Origin of the sequence: Pseudomonas sp. 2995-3 (assembly GCF_002742565.1) — a bacterium.
In the GTDB taxonomy this organism is placed as follows: domain Bacteria; phylum Pseudomonadota; class Gammaproteobacteria; order Pseudomonadales; family Pseudomonadaceae; genus Aquipseudomonas; species Aquipseudomonas edaphica.
In genome coordinates this window covers 509,783-533,972 of record NZ_LJSB01000176.1, presented here as the reverse complement: position 1 = coordinate 533,972, position 24,190 = coordinate 509,783, and the positions used below count along the sequence as shown (strand labels likewise).

Annotated in this window: 24 protein-coding genes; 9 read left to right on the top strand and 15 right to left on the bottom strand. The window is 59.7% G+C overall.

What is annotated here, in order from left to right:
- Nucleotides 1-13: 13 nt before the first annotated feature.
- On the bottom strand, nucleotides 14-724 hold the full coding sequence (locus tag AOA62_RS14415) for a FadR/GntR family transcriptional regulator (RefSeq protein ID WP_099548970.1): 711 nt from the start codon (nucleotides 722-724) through the stop codon (nucleotides 14-16).
- 350 nt (nucleotides 725-1,074) lie between these two features.
- On the opposite strand from AOA62_RS14415, the gene AOA62_RS14410 reads away from it, so the two are divergent.
- Together AOA62_RS14410 and gudD are read left to right on the top strand one after the other, a co-directional pair.
- Nucleotides 1,075-2,436 carry an MFS transporter gene (locus tag AOA62_RS14410; RefSeq protein ID WP_099548969.1) on the top strand — a complete coding sequence of 454 codons (1,362 nt, stop codon included), beginning with the start codon at nucleotides 1,075-1,077 and terminating at the stop codon, nucleotides 2,434-2,436.
- 18 nt (nucleotides 2,437-2,454) lie between these two features.
- Nucleotides 2,455-3,780: a glucarate dehydratase gene (gene gudD / locus AOA62_RS14405; RefSeq protein WP_017136961.1), complete on the top strand. Its 1,326-nt coding sequence runs from the start codon at nucleotides 2,455-2,457 to the stop codon at nucleotides 3,778-3,780.
- On the opposite strand, the gene AOA62_RS14400 is transcribed toward gudD, so the two are convergent.
- The 4 genes from AOA62_RS14400 to AOA62_RS14385 form a co-directional block, all read right to left on the bottom strand.
- Nucleotides 3,749-4,699: a DHH family phosphoesterase gene (locus tag AOA62_RS14400; RefSeq protein ID WP_017136962.1), complete on the bottom strand. Its 951-nt coding sequence runs from the start codon at nucleotides 4,697-4,699 to the stop codon at nucleotides 3,749-3,751. The genes gudD and AOA62_RS14400 overlap by 32 nt on opposite strands.
- A gap of 134 nt (nucleotides 4,700-4,833) precedes the next feature.
- Nucleotides 4,834-5,208 (bottom strand): addiction module antidote protein, encoded by a 375-nt coding sequence (locus AOA62_RS14395; RefSeq protein ID WP_099548968.1) that lies wholly within the window; start codon nucleotides 5,206-5,208, stop codon nucleotides 4,834-4,836.
- Between the two features lies 1 nt (nucleotide 5,209).
- Nucleotides 5,210-5,512, bottom strand: a complete 303-nt coding sequence (locus tag AOA62_RS14390) for a type II toxin-antitoxin system RelE/ParE family toxin (protein WP_099548967.1) — start codon at nucleotides 5,510-5,512, stop codon at nucleotides 5,210-5,212.
- Nucleotides 5,513-5,651: 139 nt separating this feature from the next.
- On the bottom strand, nucleotides 5,652-6,575 hold the full coding sequence (locus tag AOA62_RS14385; RefSeq protein ID WP_099548966.1) for an ABC transporter substrate-binding protein: 924 nt from the start codon (nucleotides 6,573-6,575) through the stop codon (nucleotides 5,652-5,654).
- 272 nt (nucleotides 6,576-6,847) lie between these two features.
- Between AOA62_RS14385 and AOA62_RS14380 the strand changes: the two genes are divergently transcribed.
- Both AOA62_RS14380 and AOA62_RS14370 read left to right on the top strand, forming a co-directional pair.
- Nucleotides 6,848-8,089: an acyl-CoA dehydrogenase family protein gene (locus AOA62_RS14380; protein ID WP_099548965.1), complete on the top strand. Its 1,242-nt coding sequence runs from the start codon at nucleotides 6,848-6,850 to the stop codon at nucleotides 8,087-8,089.
- Between the two features lie 487 nt (nucleotides 8,090-8,576).
- Nucleotides 8,577-8,900, top strand: coding sequence for a DUF6124 family protein (locus AOA62_RS14370; RefSeq protein ID WP_099548963.1), 324 nt, complete (start codon nucleotides 8,577-8,579; stop codon nucleotides 8,898-8,900).
- Between the two features lie 134 nt (nucleotides 8,901-9,034).
- Here AOA62_RS14370 and msrA read toward each other — a convergent pair whose 3' ends face one another.
- A complete protein-coding gene (msrA, locus tag AOA62_RS14365; protein WP_099548962.1) occupies nucleotides 9,035-9,541 on the bottom strand; it encodes a peptide-methionine (S)-S-oxide reductase MsrA in 507 nt (168 codons plus the stop codon).
- Between the two features lie 208 nt (nucleotides 9,542-9,749).
- Between msrA and AOA62_RS14360 the strand changes: the two genes are divergently transcribed.
- The gene (locus AOA62_RS14360) at nucleotides 9,750-10,811 is read left to right on the top strand and encodes an alpha/beta fold hydrolase (RefSeq protein WP_099548961.1); all 1,062 of its coding nucleotides are present in this window, start codon (nucleotides 9,750-9,752) and stop codon (nucleotides 10,809-10,811) included.
- Nucleotides 10,812-11,000: 189 nt separating this feature from the next.
- On the opposite strand, the gene cynS is transcribed toward AOA62_RS14360, so the two are convergent.
- Both cynS and AOA62_RS14350 read right to left on the bottom strand, forming a co-directional pair.
- A complete protein-coding gene (cynS, locus tag AOA62_RS14355) occupies nucleotides 11,001-11,471 on the bottom strand; it encodes a cyanase (RefSeq protein WP_099548960.1) in 471 nt (156 codons plus the stop codon).
- Nucleotides 11,472-11,502: 31 nt separating this feature from the next.
- Nucleotides 11,503-12,144 (bottom strand): carbonic anhydrase, encoded by a 642-nt coding sequence (locus tag AOA62_RS14350; protein WP_017136973.1) that lies wholly within the window; start codon nucleotides 12,142-12,144, stop codon nucleotides 11,503-11,505.
- A gap of 111 nt (nucleotides 12,145-12,255) precedes the next feature.
- Between AOA62_RS14350 and cynR the strand changes: the two genes are divergently transcribed.
- On the top strand, nucleotides 12,256-13,149 hold the full coding sequence (gene cynR / locus AOA62_RS14345; RefSeq protein ID WP_099548959.1) for a transcriptional regulator CynR: 894 nt from the start codon (nucleotides 12,256-12,258) through the stop codon (nucleotides 13,147-13,149).
- A 267-nt stretch (nucleotides 13,150-13,416) separates the two neighbouring features.
- Here cynR and AOA62_RS14340 read toward each other — a convergent pair whose 3' ends face one another.
- Nucleotides 13,417-14,040 carry a metalloregulator ArsR/SmtB family transcription factor gene (locus AOA62_RS14340; protein WP_218244125.1) on the bottom strand — a complete coding sequence of 208 codons (624 nt, stop codon included), beginning with the start codon at nucleotides 14,038-14,040 and terminating at the stop codon, nucleotides 13,417-13,419.
- A 95-nt stretch (nucleotides 14,041-14,135) separates the two neighbouring features.
- Here AOA62_RS14340 and AOA62_RS14335 point away from each other — a divergent pair, with 95 nt between their 5' ends.
- On the top strand, nucleotides 14,136-15,563 hold the full coding sequence (locus AOA62_RS14335; protein WP_099548958.1) for an MFS transporter: 1,428 nt from the start codon (nucleotides 14,136-14,138) through the stop codon (nucleotides 15,561-15,563).
- Between the two features lie 7 nt (nucleotides 15,564-15,570).
- On the opposite strand, the gene AOA62_RS14330 is transcribed toward AOA62_RS14335, so the two are convergent.
- Complete coding sequence (locus AOA62_RS14330; RefSeq protein WP_099548957.1) at nucleotides 15,571-16,803, bottom strand: NADH:flavin oxidoreductase/NADH oxidase family protein; 1,233 nt, start codon at nucleotides 16,801-16,803, stop codon at nucleotides 15,571-15,573.
- A gap of 72 nt (nucleotides 16,804-16,875) precedes the next feature.
- Nucleotides 16,876-17,298: a MerR family transcriptional regulator gene (locus tag AOA62_RS14325; protein ID WP_017136978.1), complete on the bottom strand. Its 423-nt coding sequence runs from the start codon at nucleotides 17,296-17,298 to the stop codon at nucleotides 16,876-16,878.
- 159 nt (nucleotides 17,299-17,457) lie between these two features.
- Here AOA62_RS14325 and AOA62_RS14320 point away from each other — a divergent pair, with 159 nt between their 5' ends.
- Nucleotides 17,458-18,288: an alpha/beta fold hydrolase gene (locus AOA62_RS14320; RefSeq protein WP_017136979.1), complete on the top strand. Its 831-nt coding sequence runs from the start codon at nucleotides 17,458-17,460 to the stop codon at nucleotides 18,286-18,288.
- 706 nt (nucleotides 18,289-18,994) lie between these two features.
- On the opposite strand, the gene AOA62_RS14310 is transcribed toward AOA62_RS14320, so the two are convergent.
- From AOA62_RS14310 to AOA62_RS14300, 3 genes are read right to left on the bottom strand one after another with little or no spacing between them, the layout of a single operon-like run.
- Nucleotides 18,995-19,510, bottom strand: a complete 516-nt coding sequence (locus AOA62_RS14310; protein ID WP_017136981.1) for a flavin reductase family protein — start codon at nucleotides 19,508-19,510, stop codon at nucleotides 18,995-18,997.
- Between the two features lie 51 nt (nucleotides 19,511-19,561).
- The gene (locus AOA62_RS14305; protein ID WP_017136982.1) at nucleotides 19,562-20,596 is read right to left on the bottom strand and encodes a methionine synthase; all 1,035 of its coding nucleotides are present in this window, start codon (nucleotides 20,594-20,596) and stop codon (nucleotides 19,562-19,564) included.
- A 29-nt stretch (nucleotides 20,597-20,625) separates the two neighbouring features.
- On the bottom strand, nucleotides 20,626-21,609 hold the full coding sequence (locus AOA62_RS14300) for a DUF1852 domain-containing protein (protein ID WP_099548956.1): 984 nt from the start codon (nucleotides 21,607-21,609) through the stop codon (nucleotides 20,626-20,628).
- Nucleotides 21,610-21,908: 299 nt separating this feature from the next.
- Between AOA62_RS14300 and AOA62_RS14295 the strand changes: the two genes are divergently transcribed.
- Nucleotides 21,909-23,285, top strand: coding sequence for a PLP-dependent aminotransferase family protein (locus tag AOA62_RS14295; protein ID WP_099548955.1), 1,377 nt, complete (start codon nucleotides 21,909-21,911; stop codon nucleotides 23,283-23,285).
- Here AOA62_RS14295 and panB read toward each other — a convergent pair.
- Nucleotides 23,273-24,088 (bottom strand): 3-methyl-2-oxobutanoate hydroxymethyltransferase, encoded by an 816-nt coding sequence (gene panB / locus AOA62_RS14290; RefSeq protein ID WP_099548954.1) that lies wholly within the window; start codon nucleotides 24,086-24,088, stop codon nucleotides 23,273-23,275. The genes AOA62_RS14295 and panB overlap by 13 nt on opposite strands.
- Between the last annotated feature and the right edge of the window lie 102 nt (nucleotides 24,089-24,190).

Sequence of the window (24,190 nt, the reverse complement as noted above, 5' to 3'; positions counted from 1 at the left end):
CGGTGGTTCCTTGTCATTCCCCGGAAAACCGGTCCCGGCTGTTGGTCAGGTGCAGCACCATGGCGGCCCGCGCCGCGTCCGGGTCCTGGCGCTTGATGGCATTGAAGATCGCCTCATGCTCAAGGTTCGCCAACTGCCCCAGCTTGGCGAAGTCGGCCCCGCCGCGTTCGACGCCCTTGACCTGGGTGCGCGGGATCATCGCACTGCCCAGGTGCAGCATGATTTCGGTAAAAAAGGTATTGCCGGTGGCCTCGGCGATCAGTTGATGAAAGCGCTTGTCCTCTTCCACACAGCTGTCGTTGCTGGCCAGCGAGGCCTGGTAATCGTCCAGCGCCTGGCGCATGTGTGCGAGCTGTTCGTCGCTCCTGCGCAGCGCGGCCAAAGCCACGGCTTGCACCTCCAGGCCCAAGCGCAGCTCGAGCATGTTACGCACGCTGGCGACCGTGTCCACATGCAAACGCAAACCTTGCTGGGCGTGCTGCACCAACACAAAGGTGCCGATGCCGTGACGCGTCTCCACCAGCCCCGACGCCTGCAGCTTGGAGATCGCCTCGCGCACCACTGTGCGGCTCACGCCATGCTCCAGCACGATGCTGGACTCGGACGGCAATTTTTCACCGGGTTTGAGCTGGCCCAGCAGGATGCGCTGGGTCAGCGCCTCGACCACACCTTGGGCGAGGTTATTGGAACGTTTACGCACAGGGTTTGCGCTTTCAATGGGCATCACTATGGGTCCACGGGGTTGGCTGAGGGGAGCTTAACACCCTGCCCCGAGTAGGCGCTGGCTTGATTCATAAAGCTACCAACTTGTATGACAACTAATCTGAATGGCGCTTGAATCGCCAGCCTTCGCGAGCCGTACGTCGAGGTGGAATATACGTTAACCCCATCGACGAACGATCAAAACACCCAATAAACGCGAGTCAAATAACCAAAATACATACCCAATCAGCCGCCTTATAAGAACAAAAACAGTTACCGCCACATTGCGAACTCAAGAAAACCACTTGTATGATGTCTGGCAACAAAACACGCAAACCCGCATAAAAATAAATCAGGGGGAGTTTTTCAATTGTGAGCAATTCAAACCACGCATCTGCCGCTCCAGAAAGTGATTCGGTCCTCACGCGCGCCGTGAGCAAAGTGAAGGGCCACGTGCTCCCACTGTTCGTGATCATGTTTATTCTCAACTACATCGACCGGGTCAATATCGGCTTCGTGCGCACGCACATGGAGCATGACCTGGGTATCGGCGCGGCCGCCTACGGCTTGGGCGCCGGGTTGTTTTTCATCGGCTACGCGCTCTTTGAAGTGCCCTCCAACATGCTGCTGCAAAAGGTCGGTGCGCGCATCTGGCTGACCCGCATCATGTTCACCTGGGGCATCGTCGCCACGCTGATGGCGTTCATCCAGAACGAAACCCAGTTCTACGTCCTGCGCTTTCTGCTGGGCGTGGCCGAGGCGGGGTTTTTCCCTGGGGTGATTTACTACTTCACGCGCTGGCTGCCCGGCGTGGAGCGCGGTAAAGCCATCGCCATCTTCCTCAGTGGCTCGGCGGTTGCGTCGCTGATCTCCGGCCCGCTGTCGGGGGCACTTCTGCAGATAGAAGGGTTCGGGTTTCACGGCTGGCAATGGATGTTTGCCATCGAAGGCCTGGCTTCTGTGGCGCTGGGCTTTTTTGTGTGGTTCTGGCTCGACTCCAAACCCCACGACGCCCAATGGCTGACCCGCGAAGAACAGGACGCGTTAGTTGGCGCCATCGACCAGGAACAGCGCGAGCGTGAGGCGCTGACCACCATCAAACCGACCATTGCCAAGCTGCTCAAGGACCGCCAGATCCTGCTGTTCTGCGCCTTGTACTTCTGCATCCAGCTGACGATCTACGCCGCGACCTTCTGGCTGCCGAGCATCATCAAGAAGATGGGCGATCTGAGCGACGTGCAGGTCGGCTTCTTTAACTCGATCCCGTGGCTGATCTCGATCATCGCCATGTACGCCTTCGCCGCGCTGTCGGGCAAGTTCAAGTTCCAGCAAGCCTGGGTCGCCGCCGCGCTGTTGATTGCCGCCGCCGGCATGTTCATGTCCACCACCGGCGGGCCGATCTTCGCCTTTGTCGCGATCTGCTTTGCGGCCATCGGGTTCAAGTCCGCGTCCTCGCTGTTCTGGCCAATCCCACAGGGTTACCTGGATGTGCGCATCGCCGCTGCCGTGATCGCGCTGATCAACTCCATCGGCAACCTGGGCGGCTTCGTGGCGCCTACGACCTTCGGCTTTCTGGAGCAGACCACCGGCTCGATCCAGGGCGGCCTGTATGGCCTGGCCGGCACCTCGGTGCTGGCGGCCATCCTGGTGTTTTTTGCCAAGACTTCGCCTTCTGCCGTGCTGGCGCCGCCGAGCGTTGCAGCAACAGGCACCGCTATCAGCAAACCTCTTTAAGCTTATTAGGATCCTGCCATGACCACGCCCGTCGTCACCCATTTCCAAGTCGTTCCCGTCGCCGGCCACGACAGCATGCTGCTGAACCTGAGCGGCGCCCATGGGCCATTTTTTACCCGCAATATCGTGATCCTCAAGGACAGTTCGGGCAACACCGGTGTCGGTGAAGTGCCCGGTGGCGAGCGCATCCGCGAAACCCTGGAGGACGCCCGCAGCCTGGTGATCGGCCAACCCATCGGCCAGTACCAGCGCATCCTCAACCAGATGCGCACCACCTTTGCCTCAAGGGACGCCGCCGGCCGTGGCCTGCAAACCTTCGACCTGCGCATCACCATCCACGCCGTCACCGCCATGGAGGCCGCCCTGCTCGACCTGCTCGGTCAATTCCTCGAAGTGCCCATCGCCGCCCTGCTGGGCGAAGGCCAACAGCGTGACGCAGTAAAAATGCTCGGCTACCTGTTCTACGTCGGTGATCGCACGGCCACCGACCTGGCCTACCGCAACGAGGCGGACACCGATGACGAATGGTTCCGCCTGCGCCATGAAAAAGCCCTGACCAGCGAGGCCGTGGTGCGCCTGGCCGAAGCCGCCAAAGCCAAATACGGCTTCAACGACTTCAAGCTCAAAGGCGGCGTATTGAGTGGCGATGAAGAAATCGAAGCGGTGACGGCCTTGGCCGAGCGCTTCCCGGACGCACGCATCACCCTCGACCCGAACGGCGCATGGTCACTGAAAGAAGCGATCCGCCTATGCCGCGATCAACACCACGTGCTGGCCTACGCCGAAGACCCCTGTGGCGCAGAAAACGGCTACTCGGGCCGCGAAGTCATGGCCGAATTCCGCCGTGCCACCGGGCTTAAAACCGCGACCAACATGATCGCCACCGACTGGCGTGAAATGGGCCACGCGATCCAGCTGCAGTCGGTGGATATTCCCCTGGCCGACCCGCACTTCTGGACGATGCAAGGCTCGGTGCGCGTGGCGCAGATGTGCAATGAGTGGGGCCTGACCTGGGGCTCGCACTCCAACAACCACTTTGATATTTCCCTGGCGATGTTCACCCAGGTGGCCGCCGCCGCGCCGGGCGACATCACTGCGATCGACACCCACTGGATCTGGCAGGACGGCCAACGCCTGACCCGGGAACCGCTGAAAATCGAGGGCGGCTACGTCAAGGTGCCGAGCAAACCGGGCCTGGGCGTGGAGATCGATATGGACGCCGTGGCCAAGGCCCACGAACTGTACAAAGGCATGGGCCTTGGGGCGCGGGACGACAGCGTGGCGATGCAGTTTTTGATACCGGGCTGGGCCTTCAACAACAAACGGCCTTGCCTCGTACGCTGAGGTCTTCGCGTGCGGCAGCCAGGGCCAGCTTCACCAGCTCCTTGCGCTGCATCGCACGCCCAAGCACGGCCTGTGTACCTTGCCAATCGAGCGACAGCAGCAGGCTCAGCTTCTGCTGGCTGAGAGAAGGCTCGGCCAACCAATAGCTCTTGCGCTCGCGGATGCTGATAGCGTTCAACAGCCAGTCCTCACCTTGCGCCGCCAGCCATTGTTCAATGGCTGCGTGATGCCGCTGGAGCAACCCCTGCGCATCCCACACCGTCATTTGCGCAATGAGCTGCGGCAGGTTGCGCGTGGCCGTCATGTGTTTCATATCAGCCGCCAGGGCGACCTCAAGGTCGGCTTCGATCGCAGCCTGGCATTCGCTGAAATAACGCTGCGGCCAATCCGCCGTCAGCCCCGCCCGCCGCGCCAGCACCTCGTAGGCCCAGATATCCAGGGATGCGGTCATTTTTCCGGTGAAGTTCAGGGTATTGTCCAGAATCGCCGTGGCCAATAACGCAGCGCTGTGCCGGCTGATCTGCGGCAGCAGGCCGGACCTTTCCCAACGCTGGAAAACCAGCGTTGCCGCGGCACCGATTGGCCGGATATCAGCATCCGCACCCAGCTTCTGCGCCCAGTGGATTTCAAAGCCTGGATGATGGTCAATCACTTCGCACACCTGATCGAGTACCACGACCGGGTCAAAATGATGGTAGTCGGAGACATCCACCAACACGAACTCATCGTCGGCGCCGGGTTGGTAATCGTCCAGCGAGGCCTTCCAACCGAGCACACTGGCGCAAACGCTGAAATTGAGTGGCGCACTGCTGACCGCACGCGCTTGAACACCTTGGTGATTCAGCAGTTCAGCGTAGGCTATGCAACAAGCGTAAGCGTCTATATCCAGATAAGCAGAGCCTGAGGTCACGACCCTCATGATTAAATCTCCTTGAAGTACAACTCAGGCGCGGTCCGGTGCCTTGTGTTTTTTGGCTAGGGAACGTTCGCATCAGCGTGTGACAAGACCATGACTTCAAGGAGAAAGATACTGTGAAAACTGACAGTTGCTGATTATTGTCCGTTGTGCCGCGGCATTTTTTTGCTCGCGCCAGCTGCAACGGGCTGCACAGTCAGCTCAACGCCTAACGCCAGCATCAGCTTCTTGATCGTTTCAAAACGTGTTTTAGAGCCGCCCTTCAGGGTTTTATACAGACTCTCGCGATTGACCCCCGCCGCCTCGGCCACCTTGTTCACACCCTGGGCCTTGGCGACTTCAGCCAGCGCCTTCATGAGGATCTGCGGGTCCTGGGACTTCATGCTTTGTGCCAGATAAGCACTGATGATTTCCGGGCTGTCGAGGAAGCGCGAAGCTTCGTAGACGCTGGTGCCGGATGTATCAAGATCGAGGATCGGCATGTCCTCGGGTTTGAATGTCGCGTTGCTCATTTCATTTACCTCTCAGGGCAACAAGAATCTCTTTTGCCCGCTGTATGCCTCTTTTTTGGTCGGTTTTATCACTGCCCCACAGCATCAGGTAGGCCGTGATGCCTGTGCGTACAAAATAAATCCTGTAGCCAGGCCCGACGAATACACGCATTTCACTCAGGCCGTCACCGGCCGGCTCGCAATCGCCAAAATTGTTTTCTTCGGCGCGGTCCAGGCGAGTCAGCACCGCCGTTTTGCCCCATAGATCCTTCATACCGTCGAGCCATGTATCAAACTCCGGCGTCCTGCCGATCGAATTGGTCAAAGTCTCACCTGTAGCCTACTGGCTACTCCATACTGATGCTAGTGAATTTTTTGTTCCGGCGCCAACCGGAACCAAAAACCCTAGCTCAGCCCCCGTATCAACAGGCGCCCGAGACTATTAGCGCGTGTTTCGTCCGCGTTTAAAGGGCCTGATCAAACAAGGGCGTCACGTCATAAGGCTGTTTGAGCATCTGCGCATCGACCAGGAAATCCGCCGTGGCCTGGGCTTCGCCGACAATGGTCGGGGAGATCGGCAGCACCTTGATCGCATCACGCTTGAACCACACCTTGGCAATCTCCGGTGCAGATTGGTTGGCCTTCGACCACGCCTGGGCATACTCATCAACGTGGCTGCTGCTCCACACCCGCGCACGGGTGAGACGCGCCACAAAATCTTTGATAATCGCGCGTTTCTGCGCCAGCGCCGGCTCATACGCAACGATGTAGGTCGGCGCGCTCATCAGGCCCTTGGCATTGCGGATCAGGGTGCTGCCCTCTTTCTCCTGCAACGACACGTAGGGTTCCCAGGTGCCGAAGGCATCGATGTCGCCCTGGCTCAGCGCCAGGCTGGCTTCGGCCGGCAGCAGGTATTTGAAGGTCACGCTGCTGCGCGGCACACCGGCCTCATCCAGGGCCTTGTAGGCCAGTTGCTGGCTCCATGAACCGTTCCAGATCGCCACCGTTTTGCCTTTGAGCTCGGCCACCGAATGAATGCCTTTGCGCGCCACAATGCCCACGCCGTCAAGGCTGGTCTGGGTGCTGGCAACCACTTTGACCGGCGCGCCATTGGCGGCGAGGCTGATCACCGGCGTGTCGCCGACAATGCCCACGTCCAGTGCGCCACTGGCGACCGCAGAGGCTACCGGGGAGCCGGTGTTGAAGCGCTTGAAGTCGATTTTATACGGCAAGTCTTTCAGCTCGCCCGACAACTCCAGGACGATGCGATTGGAGAAGAACTGGTCGCCTACCGTGAGGGTCTGCGGCTCTGCCGCCCCCACCGATGAGCCATGCAGTGTCAGCGAGGCCAGGCCCAGCACGGCAAGCAGGTTACGACGATTGATCATAAGAGGGATCCACACAGTTAATGGCTGACTCAACCATCTGTGGGCGTGCAGTCTGGCAATGAGAGAAGGGTTTTGGCAGTCGCCGAGCGTGGCGCCCGTAGAAGCTAACGCAATAAAAGCGCCGGGTTTAATACTGTTGTGCACTATCGATAGAACCGCCGAACAGTGGGTTAGCTATTTTTCGTATTAAAAGTTTGCTGCCCACTGAGTTAGGGTGACGCCACCAGACCACTGGACCCCGCGCCTGAAACCCTTTCTGCAAGGTCCATTGCATGTCGACTCCCGTATTGAATATCTGGGGCACTGCGCCCTCCGCCCGTTACGAACAACTGGCCGCTCCGTTTCGCCCGCTGTTTGCGCAGATCCTGGCACACGCTGCCGAGGCGGATCAGACACGCACCAGCCTGTCGACAGTGATCCAACAGCTCAACGCTCTGGGTTTGCCACGCTGGCGATTGCCAGTCAGTTACGGCGGGCAAGGCGCGACCTTCGCTGAACTGCTTGCGCTGCTGACAGAGCTTTCCGCCGCCGACTCCAACATCACCCAGGCACTGCGTGGGCATTTTGGCTTTTGCGAAGACGTGCTATGCGCCAAAGACCGCGACTGGCGCGCCCAATGGCTCGACCGCCTCGGCCAAGGCGCCCTGCTTTCCCCAGGCAGCACCGAAGTCGGCAACCAGGCCCGTGGCGATTTCGGCACCCGCCTGCACCGCCACACCGATGGCACACTGCGCATCAGCGGCAAAAAGTTCTACACCACCGGCGCGCTCTACAGTGACCTGATCAACACCGTGGCCACCGGCGAAGACGGTGTGGTGTACAGCCTGGTGGTCGACCTCAAGGCGCCCGGTGTGCAGATCATCGACGACTGGAATGGCTTCGGCCAACGCCTCACCGCCAGCGGCACCTGCCTCTTCGACAACGCACCGGTGGTGGATGACGATGTGCGCCCCACCACCCAACGCTTCGCCTATGGCCAGTCGTTCTACCAGATCTACCACCTTGCCACCCTGGCCGGCATCGCCCGCCGCGCCGCACTCAGCGGCGCCGCCGAACTCAGCCAGCGCGCCCGCACCTTCACCACCGGCAACGCCGACACCGCCGCCCAGGATGTGCAGTTGCTGCAAGTGATTGGCGAAGTCGCCAGCCAAGCCTACGCCGCACAAGCCATCACCCAGCACGCGGCGCAGCGCCTGGATCAGACGGCGCAGTATGTGATTGCGCAGGACCAGCCCCTTAATGACGACGACCCACAGGTTGCCCTGGCGGAGCTGGAGGTGTGCCTGGCAGTCAATCCCGTGGTGGATGCGACGTTGGCGGCGACCACCGGATTGTTCGATGCATTGGGCGCCAGCGCCACGGCCAGCAACAAGGCTCTGGACCGGCTGTGGCGCAATGCACGCACGTTGGCGAACCATAACCCGCGGGTGTACAAGTCGCGGATCGTCGGTAATTACCTGGTGAATGGCTTGCTGCCGCCGGCGCAGTGGCGGGTAGGTGTGGCCAAAGCCTGATCAACCCACCAATCCACCAACCAACACAGAACCCTGTGGGAGCGGGCTTGCTCGCGAAAGCGGAGTGTCAGTCACTGAATGTGTTGGCTGATACACCGCTTTCGCGAGCAAGCCCGCTCCCACATTTAGGTCAGTGTAGGGCTCATGTCCTACAACGAAGCGGGAAACAGCAAAGTCCGAAGCCACAGCGCCTTGCTCCATTGCCTACGCTTGCGTCAGAATCCGCCGGCTTGTGCGCTGTGGTGGGCGTCTCTAAGGTTGCTCGGTCGCTGACAACTCAGTGATCGGGTTTAGTAGCCCGAGTGACAACATAAAGTGCATGAGCCTCATCTCTCAGATGTTTTTGTCTGTGCTTGATGGTGGCTGTGCGCAGGGCGTCCTCGGGCGCGCCGGCTTTGTGTGTTTCCCCGGTCTACTAACCTGTGCACAGCTGCCACCCTTTCGTTTAGTAGCGAAAAGGTGTCGGCCCTAATCAGGTACAACACACATGTTTAAAATAACGCCGAACCCTCCCAGCGAACCGGACCTGAAACTCAATCAGGCCGCGCATCGCGCAATTGATCACTACCTCAATCCAAAAGCCGACCCGGCTATGCCACCACCTTCGCTGTTCAACGTCGCGGCCGATGCCAGCAACGAAACCCTGATCACCAACAGCTACGAAACCTTTTCCTCGGTCACTGCCTTGTTGCTCGACCTGTCAGAAGATTTGACGGGAAAACAGCGCGACGTGGCGCTGGCGATTCACCAGTTGAGTGAGTTGGGGGTGTTGCTGATGGACAGGCTGCTGGAGCGCGAGGCCGCCGGCTAACGATCAAACACAAAACCCTGTGGGAGCGGGCTTGCCCGCGATGGCGGAGGATCAGTTAACTAATTTATTGACTGACACACTGTAATCGCAGGCAAGCCAGCTCCCACATTTTGCAACGATCATCTCGGCGGCCCTCAAGCCCGCTTCGGCAGCTTCCAGTTCGGCCGAATAAAGTGGCAGGTGTACCCATTCGGTATCCGCTCCAGATAATCCTGGTGCTCAGGCTCCGCCTCCCAGAACGGCCCTGCCGGCTCAATCTCGGTGACCACTCGACCAGGCCACAGCTTCGACGCATCCACGTCGGCCGCCGTATCTTCGGCAATGTCGCGCTGCTGCTCACTCAAATAGTAAATCGCCGACCGATAGCTTGGCCCCGTGTCATTGCCCTGGCGGTTAGGCGTGCTCGGGTCATGGATCTGGAAAAAAAACTCCAGTATCTGCCGATAACTGATCACCGCCGGGTCAAACACAATCTCGATGGCTTCGGCATGGTTGCCGTGGTTGCGATACGTGGCATTCGGCACATCGCCGCCGGTGTAGCCGACACGCGTGCTGAGTACACCAGGATAGCGCCGCAACAGGTCTTGCATGCCCCAGAAGCAGCCGCCGGCAAGGATGGCGGTTTCGGTTGGGTTGGTCATGGTCTGCGCCCTCAGTGGATACGAGGGTAGTTATGGGGCTGGGTTGGCCAATACCAAGGTGGCACAGGCGATTAATCTCAAACACTGACAGACGAACGGGCTAGCGAAACGATCCCCAACGGGGCGGGTATTAACTGCAAACAGGGGATGTGCAGACCACAGGGTTTCAGGTGATGATTCGCTACCTAAATCAAGGACGATAACAACAATGAAAACCGCTCTACGCGCGCTGTTCCTGCTCTGCCTGGCCGCCCCCGCTTTCTCCGACGAAAGCTCGGTCGGTTTCAAAACCACCACCCTGCCCGATACGCACAACAACCGCCCACTGGAGTTGGTGGTGTGGTACCCCGCTACCACCACGGCCAAACCCACGCTGATCGCCGACAACGCGGTCTTCATCGGCGCCCTCGCCGTGCCCGACGCGCCGCCGGCTGCGGGCGAGCATCCGCTGGTGGTGCTGTCCCACGGTCACGGCGGCAACTGGGGCAATCAGGTGTGGCTGGCCAGTGCATTGGCGCACAAAGGTTACATCGTCGCGGCGGTCAACCACCCCGGCACCACCACCAAGGACCGCAACCCGCAAGCCGCCGCACAGCTATGGCAACGCCCGGCCGACCTGAGCCGCGCTATCGACGCCGTGCTGGCTCAACCGCAACAGTTTGGCGCGGTGGCGAACCAACACATTACTGCTGTCGGCCATTCCCTCGGCGGCTGGACCGTACTGGAAATCGCCGGCGCGCGCTTCGATCCTGACCTGTTCAGCCGCGACTGCGCCGCCCACCCGAAGCTGGGCGGTTGCATCGGCTACCATGAGATGAACCCCGCCGCGACACCCGACGGCAAAGCGCGTCTGGCTGCGGACTTGAGCGACAAGCGCGTCACCGCCATCGTGTCTCTGGACCTGGGCCTGTCACGCGGCATGACCGACGCCAGCCTGGCGGCATTCAAGGTGCCTGCGTTGGTTATCGCAGGTGGCGTGCCAACCGAGGATATGGACCCCAACCTGGAATCCGCCAACCTGGTCAAGCGCCTGCCAAAAGCCACGACGCAGTACGTGGAAATCAGCGACGCCACGCACTTCAGCTTTATGTCGATCTGCAAACCGGGCGCGATCGCGTTGATTGAGGAAAGCTCGCCGGGCGATGGCATGATTTGCCGTGATGGCGAGGGTGGGCGGCCACGGGCGGTGATTCAGCAACAGGTGGTGGGGTTGATTACGGGGTTTCTGGGCAGGCTGAGTACGCAGGATCAGAAAACCACCGACCGCTGACATATCGACATTGCCACGATCTTCCCGCGCTTGAGCACCCTCAACCGCGCGGGCAGATCAAGAATCACATCCATCAGCGGCTGTGCGTCGTCGATGCGTACATGACGAAAGATCAAATCCATAACTGCGACCCTCAATATCGCTGCCGTGGCCCGAGCGCCTTGCAGCGCCGGGCCGTTACTCAGCTGATCAGAACGGTTTGGTCGGCAGGTACTTGCCATCCAGGGTGATCACGGCGCGGGAGCCACCGTCCGGGTCTTCAACCTTTTTGACGTCCAGCTTGAAGTTGATCGCGCTGATGATGCCGTCGCCAAACTTCTCGTGGACCAGCGCCTTGAGCGTGGTGCCATAGACCTGGATCATTTCGTAGAAGCGGTAGATGGTCGGGTCGGTCGGGATGCCGTTGCCGATGCTGCCGCGCACCGGGATGGTTTGCAGCAGGAGCACGGCATCCGCATCCAGGCCCAGGGTGTCGGCAACGGCTTGAGCGGCACTGGCCGGCAGTGGGTGCTGGCCGAGCAAGGCGGCGGTAACAAAGGCTTCGTGCAGGCCGGTGCCTGCGGCGATCTGCGCGAACGACAGGTCTTTGCGGGCTTTAGCCAAGAGGATGACGTCGGTCAGGGCAAGGCGAGCGGTCTGGCTGATTTGCGACTGGATCATGGGGTTATCTCCGTGGGTAAAAAGGAAGGTGTTAGTAGGAAACGGCACGCGCAGTCGGGTTGTCGGCAAGGGCGACGAACTGGCCGGTGCGGCCATCGAAGGCCTGAATGCACCCACTTTCGATGTCGTAGACCCAGCCGTGCAGCGTCACGCGTTTTTCTTCGAGGGCCAGGCGCACTGAAGGGTGCGTCTGGATATTGGCCAATTGCGCGATGACGTTTTCGCGCACCATGGAGGCGACTTTGGCGTGCTGGTCGACATGCTGGCGGGCCTCGTTGACCACCCGGCCGGAGTCGGCGTAACGCAACCAGCCGGCCACGGCGGGCATGTGGTCCAGGCATTTGCAGGTGGCGATGGCGGTCATGGCGCCGCAATCGGAATGGCCGCAAATCACGATGTCGCTGACTTGCAAGGCGGCGACGGCGTACTCCACCGAGGCCGACACACCGCCCGGCTCGGGGCCGTAGGACGGCACGATATTGCCGGCATTGCGGATCACGAACAGGTCGCCCGGCTCGCGCTGCGTGACCAACTCTGGCACCAGGCGGCTGTCGGAGCAGGAGATGAACAGCGCCCGCGGGCTCTGCTGGTTGGCCAGGTCTTTGAACAGGCCGGCACGCTCGGGGAAGGCGTTACGTTGAAACTTCAGGAAACCGTCGATGATGTCTTGCATGGGTGACTCCTTTGGTTCGCGATGCGATGAAGCAAAGGTTACGCAGCCACTTAAATAAGGTAAAAGTCTCATATATGATCAGGATCATCAGATAATCTTATGAGTACAAGCATGCTGGCGCGCCATATCCATTACTTCCTTGCTGTCGCCGAGCATCAGGGCTTTACCAAGGCAGCGACGGCCCTGCATGTCTCGCAGCCGGCGCTGTCGCAGCAAGTGCGGCAGTTGGAGGAGAGCCTCGGCGCGCAGTTGTTTGATCGCTCAGGGCGCAAGACGCGTCTGACCGACGCGGGTGAGGTTTACCTGCGCTATGCGTTACGGGCGGCGCAGGAACTGCAGGAAGGCCAGCGTGCGATCCATGACGTTGGCGATTTGAGCCGTGGGACGCTGAGGTTTGCTGTTACGCCCACTTTCACCACCTACCTGGTGGGGCCGCTGGTGGAAGCCTTCCACCGCCGCTACCCAAACATCACCTTGAACGTGCGCGAAGTCGCCCAGGAGCAGATGGAAAACCAGCTGCTGGCCGACGAGCTGGATGTGGGCATCGCCTTTGATCAAGTGCACGCGCCCGACATCGACAGCTATCCCCTGCTGGTGGAAACCCTGGCGTTGGTGGTCGGCAACCAACACCCGCTGGCAGGCGAGGCAGCCATCGGGTTGCAGGCGCTGAACGGCGAATCGCTGATCTTGCTCAGCAAGGCGTTCGCCACCCGCGAGCAGATCGACCACTACTGCAACCAGCATGGCATCCGCCCGCGCGTGGTGATGGAGGCCAATGTGATCGGCGCACTGATCGAGGTGGTGCGCCGGACCACGCTGTCGACGCTATTGCCGGCCGCGATTGCACGGGCGCATCCCGAGTTGGTCGCGATTGAACTGGGGCCGCAGCGGCTGCAGCGCACAGCGGTGTTGATGCAGCGCAAAGGGGTGTACCAGAGTGCGGCGGCGCGGGCGTTTATCGAGGTGGCCAAGGAGGTGGCGGTCGCACTGGGAGAAGGGAGCTGACGTGCCGAATCGTCGCACCGCTGCGATGCTACAGGCTGAACGGGCTGTTGTGGCGAGCGGGCTTGCCCCGCGTTGGGCTGCGCAGCGGCCCCAGTAATGCCACCGCGCTCTTTCTGAAAAAAAGCAGCGCCTGATTTCAGGGCTGCTTCGCAGCCCAACGCGGGGCAAGCCCGCTCGCCACAGGGGAATGTGGATACCTTCAATAGCTGTGTTGACACCGATGGCTATCGCAGGCAAGCCAGCTCCCACATTTAATCGGTGGCGCGTTCAGTGAATCCGATAAGCACACCGCCGCGCGCCCAACTGAATATGCTCCACGCGCTCGACCTTGGCACGCAACACCTGCTCGAACACCTGCAATTCTGCGCGGCAAAACCCTTGGCATGCGGTCGCCGCTGCGCAAATCGGGCAGTGGTTCTCTACCAGGATCAGGGCACCGTCCGGCTGCTCGCTGCACTGGGCCATATAACCTTCACGCGTGCGCAGTGCCGCAAGCTTTTCGACCCGCGCTTTAAGGCCGCTGACGCCCTGCATCTCACGTTCATACAACGCCAGGGTCTGGCGCTCGCGCACGTCAATCAAACGCTCAATAGCCTCTTCACCAAAGGTCTCGCGTACGGTCTGCAACAGTTGCACGGTGAGTTCGGAATGGGTATCCGGAAAGCGCGCGTGCCCCGTCGCCGTGAGCTGCCAAACCTGGGTCGGGCGCCCTACCCCGCGTACCTCGGAGCGCGCCTCGACCAACCCACTGGCCGCCAGCTTCACCAACTGCTGGCGTGCCGCTTCACCGGTGGTGCCGAGGAACTCGCCAGCATCACTGGCCAATTGTGGCCCACGGGTCTTGAGCAGGTGCAGCAAACGCTCCGCCGGCGACACCGGCGAATATTCCAAGTCGTTTCTTGACAAAATAAACAGCCTCGTCGCAATATTCAAAGCAATTACTTGGCAAATTAACCCAAGCCTGCCAGCGGCACAAGGAATCGTCGATGCACACCCAAGACAGCAGCTGGAGCGAGTTGCTCCGGGGCAAGAATGCCACCCGTTCCATCGCCCTTTCCGGCGGCATCGCGCTGTATGCCACCAACACTTATATCGCCACGACCATTCTGCCGTCGGTGGTCGCCGAAATCGGCGGGCTGGCGCTGTATGCGTGGAGCACCACGCTGTATGTGGTGGCTTCGATCCTCGGCTCCGCCCTCACTTCCAAGCTGCTGCAACGCACCGGGCCGCGGCTGGCGTATACCGTCGCCACGTTGATCTTTATGGTCGGTGTGCTGATCTGCGCCTTGGCGCCAAACATGCCGGTGATGCTGGTCGGGCGCTTGATACAGGGGTTGGGCGGCGGCATGTTGCTGGCCTTGTGTTACTCGATGATCCAACTGGTGTTTGAGGAGCGCCTGTGGCCGCGAGCAATGGCGCTGGTGTCAGGCATGTGGGGCGTGGCTACCTTGGTCGGCCCGGCGGTCGGTGGCGTGTTCGCCGAGATGGATGCCTGGCGTTTCGCCTTCGGCGCCATGGTGCCGATAAGCCTTGCCTATATGGTCCTCACCCACCGCGCGCTACCGCCACGCGACGCCACGGCGAGCACGCCGACCCGCTTGCCGGTGCCACAACTGGTGCTGTTGGCTGCCGCCGTGCTGGCCGTGTGCGCAGGCAGCGTGTCGGCGCTGCCGAGTTGGAACCTGCTGGGCATCGCGGTGTGCGCCGTGTTGGTAGGTGTGCTGATCCGCCACGAGTCCAACGCGACCATACGCCTGCTGCCCAAGGACGCGCTGAAGTTCAACACCCCACTGTGCGCGCTGTATGCAACCACTTGCCTGCTGGTGATCGGCATGAGCAGCGAGATTTTCATGCCGTATTTCCTGCAACACCTGCATGGTCAATCACCGCTGGTTGCCGGGTACATGGCGGCGCTGATGGCGGCCGGCTGGACCGTGTCGGAAATCCTCAGTTCCAGCTGGAGCGGCCGCAGCGCACAGCGCGCCATCCTCGCGGGGCCGCTGTTTATCGTGGCCGGGCTGGTGCTGCTAGCCATCACCACGCCAGTGGAAAGCCTGGGTGAATGGGCGCGGTTGGCGCCGATCTGCCTCGGGCTGTTCCTGGTCGGTTTCGGCATCGGCCTGGGCTGGCCGCACCTGCTGACGCGCATCCTGCAAGTGGCGTCGGAGCAGGACAAGGACACGGCCGCCGCGTCGATCACCACCTTGCAGCTGTTCGCCATGGCCCTGGGCGCGGCATTGGCGGGAGTGATTTCCAACGTGGCGGGTATCAACGACGCCACCGGCAATGCCGGCATCGCCAACGCGGCACAGTGGTTGTTTGCCCTGTTTACCCTGGCGCCGGTGCTGGCCTGGGTAATGGCGCGGCGGGCGACGCGGGTGAAGGTTGCGGCGGCGCAACTGACCCCGTCCTGACCACCGCCTACGCGCTACGCTTGGCGATCCAGCGGCGATACTGCCGCGTGCGCAAAGCGTTGCCCAGTTGCTGCTCGATCAATGCGCGTAACGGTGATACGCCGGGATCAGGCTGCTTGCGCTGGCTGAGTTTGCGCAGCTGGAACTTGACCAGCGCCATATTGGCCAAGGAGGCGAAGGCTTTGTTTTTCCAAGTGATCGGCGGCAGTTCGGGCGCTGTGTCTTTGCCTTCAAGCCACGCACGCGGCAGTTGCGGATCAATCGCCAACGCGGTGCCGATGCCCACCATGTCCACGCCGCTGTACACCACGCTTTCAGCCACCGGACGTCGACGGATCCCGCCGGTGACCATCACCGGCATCTTGGCGACCGTCTGGATGTCGTGGGCAAACTCAACAAAATAAGCCTCACGCGCCAGGGTGCGGCCGTCACGCGCGTCCCCCTGCATGGCGGGCGCTTCGTAACTGCCACCGGACAATTCCACCAGGTCCACACCCAGGTCGTTGAGCCACTCAACCACCTGCTTGGCGTCATCGGCGGTGAACCCGCCGCGCTGGAAATCGGCGGAATTGAGTTTGACCGCCACCGCGAATTCCCTGCTAACCACCGCCCGTACCGCCTTGACGATATCGAGCAACAGCCGCGCGCGGTTTTCCAGGGAGCCGCCCCACGCGTCTGTGCGTTGATTGCTCAACGGCGAGAGGAACTGACTCAACAAATAACCATGCGCCGCATGGATTTCCACACCGGTAAAACCGGCTTGTTCGCCCAGGCGTGCGGTGCGCGCAAAACGCTGGATAACCTCGGCAATCATCTCGGCGGTCATCGCCTGGGGCCGGCTGAAGTGTTTGGATAACGTGCCCAGGTCCATGGCGACCGCAGACGGTGCCCAGGTCTGTTGCCCCAGGTTGGCCTGCATCTGGCGGCCGGGATGGTTGATCTGCAACCAGAATTGCGCGCCACCTGCGCGCCCCACTTGCGCCCAGCGCTTGAACTTGGCCAGTTGCTGTTCATCCTGCAACACCACGCCGCCGGGGCCGGTCATGGCGCGGCCGTCGACCATCACGTTACCGGTGATGATCAGGCCGGCACCGCCATCGGCCCAGGCCTGGTAGAGACGCAGCAAATCGGCGGAAGGCGCCTGGTCGGCGTCTGCCATATTCTCTTCCATGGCGGCTTTGGCGATGCGGTTATTGATGGTCGAACCGTTGGGTAATATCAGGGGATCGAACAGATTCATGGAGCAGTCCTCAGTTGACATGGGACCACCATAAGATTAAAGCCAACTTTAAGGTCAATGGCTTTTTTCAGGTCAGTGCACGGCTTTCTCGCGCTCATCCTGCAGGCGGTTGAGCAACAACTGCGCATTGTCCGCACACGCCACGCCCTCAGGCTTGCCTTCGATGCCGTCAATCACCCGCAGCAACTGGGCCTTATTCTGCGCCAGGCGTTGCTGCAACACCTCGATTTCCTCGACCTTGCGCTTGAGCCCTCCGAGCAACGCCTCATGCTGCCAGCCGCCAGCGTTCATCGGCAGCAATTGGCGGATTTCTTCCAGGGAAAACCCTGCCGCCTGTGCGCCCGTGATCAGTTGCAACATCCCCGCTGCCTCCGGCGCATAGTCCCGATAACCGTTGGCCTTGCGCGTGACCGACTTGATCAGGCCGCTCGCTTCGTAGAAACGGATGCGCGATGGCGCCAACCCGCTGAGTTTCGCCAGTTCGCCTATTCTCATGTTCCACTCCGCGCGCACATTGACCTTGAGGCGGACTGTAAACCTCAAGTGATCAGGCAGCCAAGCGTGGCCGCCCATCGGTTGAGCCGCACTTTGTTCAACCGGTCACGATCAACACGTTGCTGTTGATGGCCGATCAATCACTTTGGAGAGATGAACATGGGGTATGTCACTACGCAGGACGGCGTTGAGATCTTTTACAAAGACTGGGGCCCACGCGATGCCCCGGTGGTCTTCTTCCACCACGGCTGGCCACTGAGCGCCGATGACTGGGATGCGCAGATGCTGTTCTTCCTGGCTAACGGTTACCGCGTCGTCGCCCACGACCGCCGCGGCCATGGCCGCTCCAGCCAGGTCTGGGACGGCCACGACATGGACCACTACGCCGACGACGTCGCCGCCGTGGTCAACCACCTTGGTGTACAGGGCGCCGCCCATGTGGGCCACTCCACCGGCGGTGGCGAAGTCATTCACTACATTGCCCGCCACGGCGAAGACCGCGTATCCAAAGCCGCCATCATCAGCGCCGTGCCACCGTTGATGCTGCAAACACCGAGCAATCCAGGCGGCTTGCCCAAGTCGGTGTTCGACGACATGCAGGCGCAGCTCAAAGCCAACCGTGCGCAGTTCTATCGCGACGTACCATCGGGGCCTTTTTATGGCTACAACCGGCCGGGTGCCAAACCGTCGGAAGGCGTGATCCAGAACTGGTGGCGACAAGGCATGATGGGTTGCGCAATCGCCCACTACGACGGGATTGTGGCGTTTTCGCAAACGGACTTTACTGAGGCTTTGCGGCGCATCACGATCCCCGTGCTGGTGATGCACGGCGATGATGACCAGATTGTGCCGTATGAAGATTCCGGGCCGTTGTCGGCAAAACTGTTGAAGAATGGCACGTTGAAGACCTATGCAGGGTTTCCCCATGGGATGCCGACGACGAATGCGGATGTCATCAACGCGGATTTGCTTGAGTTTTTACGAAGCTAAGTCACTCGTTGCTGCGGCGCCGCACAGAGAAGTAGTGGGCGTCGTCGCGCCCGGTTAGATGGTATTTTGCTTGAGTGGATTGATCGGTTGAACACACCGGTGTTCACTCAACGCTACCCAGCCGACCAACGAACCGAGCAAAAAAAACAATGAAACACCCCTCACTCGGGAGACAATTCAAAAGAATAGCGGCGTTGATATTAGTGCTTCTCGTCCTTGGGGCATGGATGTTTTACATGGGCTGGGCCTCTCGGGTTGCCAGGCAAACCATCTTGATGGCATGGATTCCTGAATGGACGACCTATGTGGTATTCGGCGTTGTGACAGGCCTCTATTGTGCGTTCAGGCCCGAACGCAATCGCCCGCCCAACAGCACTAATATGTCTTCGACTAACAAGTTTTTAGGGGGCTTCAGCCTTGGATTCGTTTTCCTCCTGAATAGTTATGCCGTGTGCGTCTACCTGCTGCCTGGCGAAGTAATCCACTATAAATCCGTCTATGAAATCAGGTTTCCGGGACCGGCTTATGGGAAATATAGTCGTTGCGAGGCGGGCTTATGGATCAAGGATCTACACACTGAGCGCGATATCGAACTGTGCACAACCCGATCAGAACTTGACGATCAAATAAAACGCGGTATGACCGTTGCCTGGGTGACAGCGCGTACGAACACGCTAGGCACTTACATTATTAACCACACCTTTACCTACCCGTGAACCACGCCCTGTGCGGCGATGTTGCAATACTGCCCCTTGAAATACAGCAAGGGCTTCGCCGCAGCCGCTGCTCGCAGACTTAACGCCTTTACTTCACCAATCACGATCAGGTGGTCACCGGCGGCGTGTTCGGCGTGAATTTCGCAATCCAGCCAGTGCAGGCTGCCGGCAATGATCGGATTACCCAAAGGCGAGTGCTGCCATTGCACGCCGTGCCATTTGTCTGTGCCGCGGCGGGCGAATTGGTTGGAAATCCCGGCCTGCTCACCCGACAGGATATTGACCACGAATCGACCGGCCTGGCGAATCTTGGGGTAGCTGGCCGAATTGGACATTACGCTGAATGACACCAGCGGTGGGCTCATCGACACGCTGTAGAACGACTGACACGTGAAGCCGACCGGCTCGTCATCCAGGTGCGAGGTAATCACCGTAATACCGGACGCGTAGTGCCCGAGCGCTTCGCGAAAGCTCAGTGGCTCGACCGTCGTAGTGGGAAATGACATGGTAAATCCTGAACAGGGAGTGCAACTTGGTACACCCCTTCCAATGGTGGCTCAACGCGCGTTATTGAGCTCTCTTCGAACGATCTCTGCGCCAGCACTCAACGCATTCAACTTGCCCCTTGCCACGCGGCGAGGCAAGGGCGCCATGCCACAGTTGGTGCACGGATAAAGCTTGTCGGCATCGACAAACTGAAGGGCTTTGCGCAGGGTATTGGCCACTTCTTCGGGCGTTTCAATGGTGTGGTTTGCCACATCAATGGCCCCAACCATGACTTTTTTGCCACGAATGAGCTCAATCAGGTCCATGGGGACATGGGAGTTGTGACATTCCAGCGAAATGATATCGATGCTGGATTTCTGTAGCTTGGGGAAGGCTTCTTCATATTGCCGCCACTCCGACCCCAGGGTCTTTTTCCAATCGGTGTTGGCCTTGATGCCATAGCCATAACAGATATGCACCGCCGTTTCGCATTTAAGGCCTTCAATGGCCCGTTCCAGGGTGGCGACGCCCCAGTCATTCACCTCGTCAAAGAACACGTTAAAGGCCGGTTCATCAAACTGAATAATGTCGACGCCCGCCGCTTCCAGTTCCCGGGCTTCTTCGTTGAGGATCTTGGCGAATTCCCACGCGAGTTTTTCGCGGCTTTTATAGTGGTTGTCATACAGCGTATCGATCATGGTCATGGGGCCTGGCAGCGCCCATTTGATCGGCTGGTTGGTTTGCTGGCGCAAGAACCTGGCGTCTTCGACAAACACCGGCTTTGGGCGCGCAACGGCGCCTACAACCGTCGGCACGCTCGCGTCATAGCGATCACGAATCCTGACGGTTTCACGCTTCTCGAAATCAACACCGCTCAGGTGTTCGATAAACGTGGTGACAAAGTGTTGGCGGGTTTGCTCGCCATCACTGACGATATCAATCCCGGCGTCTTGCTGCTCTTGCAATGCCAAGCGCAAGGCATCTTGCTTGCCTTCAATTAATTCGTCACCTTGCAACTTCCAGGGTGACCACAGCGTCTCGGGCTCAGCAAGCCAGGCCGGTTTTGGCAAGCTGCCAGCTGTAGAAGTGGGTAATAACTTTTTCATGACAGGCACAACCTTGTAAGTTTGATGAGTCAAGCGGCGTATTGCGCGGACCACTGTTCAAGCACAGCGTGATAGGGCTTGATGAAATTTTCCTCAACAAACCGGCCCTGCTCAATCGCCAGCCGACCACGCTCTTCTCGATCATAAACAATGCGTGTTAATGAATAATCCTGATGCTTCAAACTGGGTTGGTAGCGTTTTCCGGCGACAGAATTGGCATTGTAAATTTCAGGCCGGTAAATCTTTTGAAAAGTGTCCATCGTGCTAATGGTGCTGATAAGTTCAAGCGTCGTGTAATCACTCAGCACGTCACCGAAAAAATAAAATGCCAAGGGTGCAACACTGTTGGGTGGCATAAAATAGCGCACCTTCAAGCCCATCTTCTTGAAGTACTCATCGGTCAGCGAATACTCATCCTGCTGATACTCAACGCCCAATACCGGGTGCTGGTTTTCAGTTCGCTGATAGGTCTTGGTATTCGAAACGCTCAAGCAGATGACAGGCAACTTCTTAAAGTGCTGCCTGTACGCCGCTGAATTCACAAAGCACTTGAACAGCTTGCCATGCAAGTCGCCAAAATTATCGGGCGTGCTGAATTCAGACTGGCCTCTGTTGTGGCCCAACAACACCACGCTAAAGTCATAGTCGCGTACATACGAAGAAAAATTATTGCCGACGATGCCCTCAAGGCGCTCATTGGTTTTACGGTCCACAATCGTGGTTTTCAACACTTCAATCAGCGGAATGGCCTGCCCATTGCCTTCAACACCGATCTGCATTTGAGCCGAAACAATCTCGAGTTCGAGCGCATACCGATCACCGCCAGCGTTATCCCAATGCGCCAAGGCATTGAAGCGGTTATTAATCATCGTCAAGGTATTGCGCAGGTTTTCCTGACGACGCTCGCCCCTGGCCAAATTAGCAAAGTTAGTGGTGGTGCGCGTGTTTTCGGAGGGGCGATAGTGCTCGTCAAAACAAACACTCTTAATCGTAAATTCAAACGCGTTATCCATGACCACCTGACACCTTAAAAGTTGAGACAGACTTGAGTTCACTGCTTGTCTTTTAGCAACACGCCGACGTTTGACCCAAGTCTTTACAGTTTCAATAATTAAGGTGGAGTGTAGGCTGGCTATAGAGCAAGAGATAATGAAACGATTTCACTAAACCTTTAGCCCTGTTCATGATGGGTTGCCTCAAACCCAATGGGCCGAGCCGTGGGCTGTTCAGCCCGAGACGCGCGCAAATAAGATCGCCTTGAGTGATACTGCCAGGCTCTCTTCCCACTCTGTTTTGCGCAGCTCAAAGGACCATGGATAAACCCAAAGACGCCGGCTTTGCCTATCAGACGGTCTACCGTTACCTCGTCGAGTTGATCGACGCCAGCCCGTCGTCAGGCGAACGCAAACTGCCGTCCCTGCGCCAATTGGCCGAGCGCCTTGGCGTATCGGTGTCGACCACCAAGTACGCCTACGCCTTGCTTGAGGATGAAGGGCGGATCTACGCGCGGCCCAAACAGGGTTATTTCACGAGGGCCATGGCTGCACGGGTAACAACTGAAACCAACCTGCTCGACCAAGTGTTCGCCAATGCCCGCCAGCCGGGAATGCTTGCCTTGAGCAGCGATGCACCGGCCATGCTGTTGTCGCTGGAAAACCCGCTGCTGATGCTTGAGCGTGAACTGACCCGCCAGCACCCACGCTCGCTGGCGCCGCTTTACTTACCCTTCGGTGAGCCCGAGTTGCGCACCGCATTGGCCGAGCGCTACACCCAATCCGCCGACCGCTACTGGCAGGCCGACCAGGTGTATATCGGCGCGGACTTGCACAGCGTGCTGGATGCGGCACTTAATGCCCTGGACCTGTGCGGCACCGTGGCGCTGGTGGAGTCACCGTGTTCGTGGGCGATTTTGCGCCAGTTGCAAGCGGCGAAGATTCGCGTGATCGAAATGCCGCTCGACGCCCACGGGCGTTTCGACCTGGCGGCGCTGGAAGGCGTGCTGATGCGTGAGCCGATTCGCCTGGCGGTGCTGTCGTCGACGGTGAATATCCCCCAGGGCGGCGTGATGCCGGCACAGGACAAGCAGCAGATCTGCCGCTGGCTGGCGGCGCGGGATATCTGGCTGTTCGAAAACGACACTTACGGCGAGTTGTATTTCGAAGCGCCGCCGCCGCGTTATCGCGACTTCGCCGACCTGCAGAAGCTGCTGGTGTTTTCGACCTTCGATAAAGTCATCGGCTCGGAAGCGCCGTATGGCTATGCGGTGTGCCACGGGCACGCGCCGCAATTGCAGCGGGTGTTTCTGGAGCGTGGGTTTCGCCTGTCACCGATCCGGCAAAAGGCGATCGCCAAGCTGCTCACCTCCAAGCGTATCGACGCGCATTTAAAAGCGCTGCGGGCGCTGCTGCTGGAGCGCATGACCGGCATGAAAGCCTTGCTGGAGGAACATTGGCAGGTGATCGCGCCCCAAGGCGGCGCCAGCTTCTGGCTGCAAGCACCGCATGCGGTGGATATGCGTCAGGTATTTGAGCGCCTGCTGGCCCAACGCATCGTCATCGCCCCTGGCGAGCTGTTCAGCCAGCATGGCGCCTGGCCGCAACACCTGCGCCTAAGCTACACCCTCAACTGGAGCAAGGATATCGCCCAGGCCGTGAAGCGATTGGCCGAGGCGATCGATCAAAGCCCGTAGCAATGCCGCGCTTCAGGGAAACGGCCATGGCGCACATCGTCGGCAAACCGCTCGCAGGCATCGCGAATCACCGCGCCTACATCTGCGTACTGTTTGACGAAGCGCGGCAGGTGTTCGCCGCCCAGGCCCAACAGGTCTTCGGTCACCAACACTTGGCCATCGCAGGCCGGTGAAGCGCCAATGCCGATGGTGGGCATCTTTGAATCCAGGGTGATCTGCCGCGCGACGCCTTCGGCCACACCTTCGAGCAGCAGGCCGAAGGCGCCCGCCTCCAGGTTGGCACGGGCATCTGCGGCAATCACTGCAGCAGTTTCGGCGGTAAGCCCTTGGGCCTTGAAGCCGCCCATCACGTTGACGAACTGCGGCATCAGCCCCACATGGGCCATCACCGGAATGCCGCGCGCCACCAGAAACTCGACGGTGCCCGCCAACGCCACGTTGGCCTCCAGCTTCAGCGCATCGCAACCAGTGCGCGCCAGCACTTGGGCGCAGTTGCGAAACGCTTGCTCGTTGGATTCCTGATAACTGCCAAAGGGCATGTCGGCAATCACGCAGGCCAGGCGCGTGCTGTCGACCACGGCGCGGGTGTGGCCGATGATTTCTTCCAGCTGCATGCTCAAGGTCGAGGCCCGGCCGTAGCCGACCATCGCCGTGGAATCACCCACCAGAATGAAGTCGACCAGCGGGTCGATCAGCTTGGCGATGGCGCTGGAGTACGCGGTGAGGGAGACGATTTTCTGCTGGCCCTTCATGGCGACCAGTTGCGGGACGGTGAGGCGTTTGGTGCGGGTGTGGAGGCTCATCGGTGTTTTCCGTTTGTGCTGAATTCACGGCCCGATTATTGGTAAAACCCCAGGGTGTTCAATGCACAGATTGACGCTAAAAAGCGACCCAGGTTTTTAACC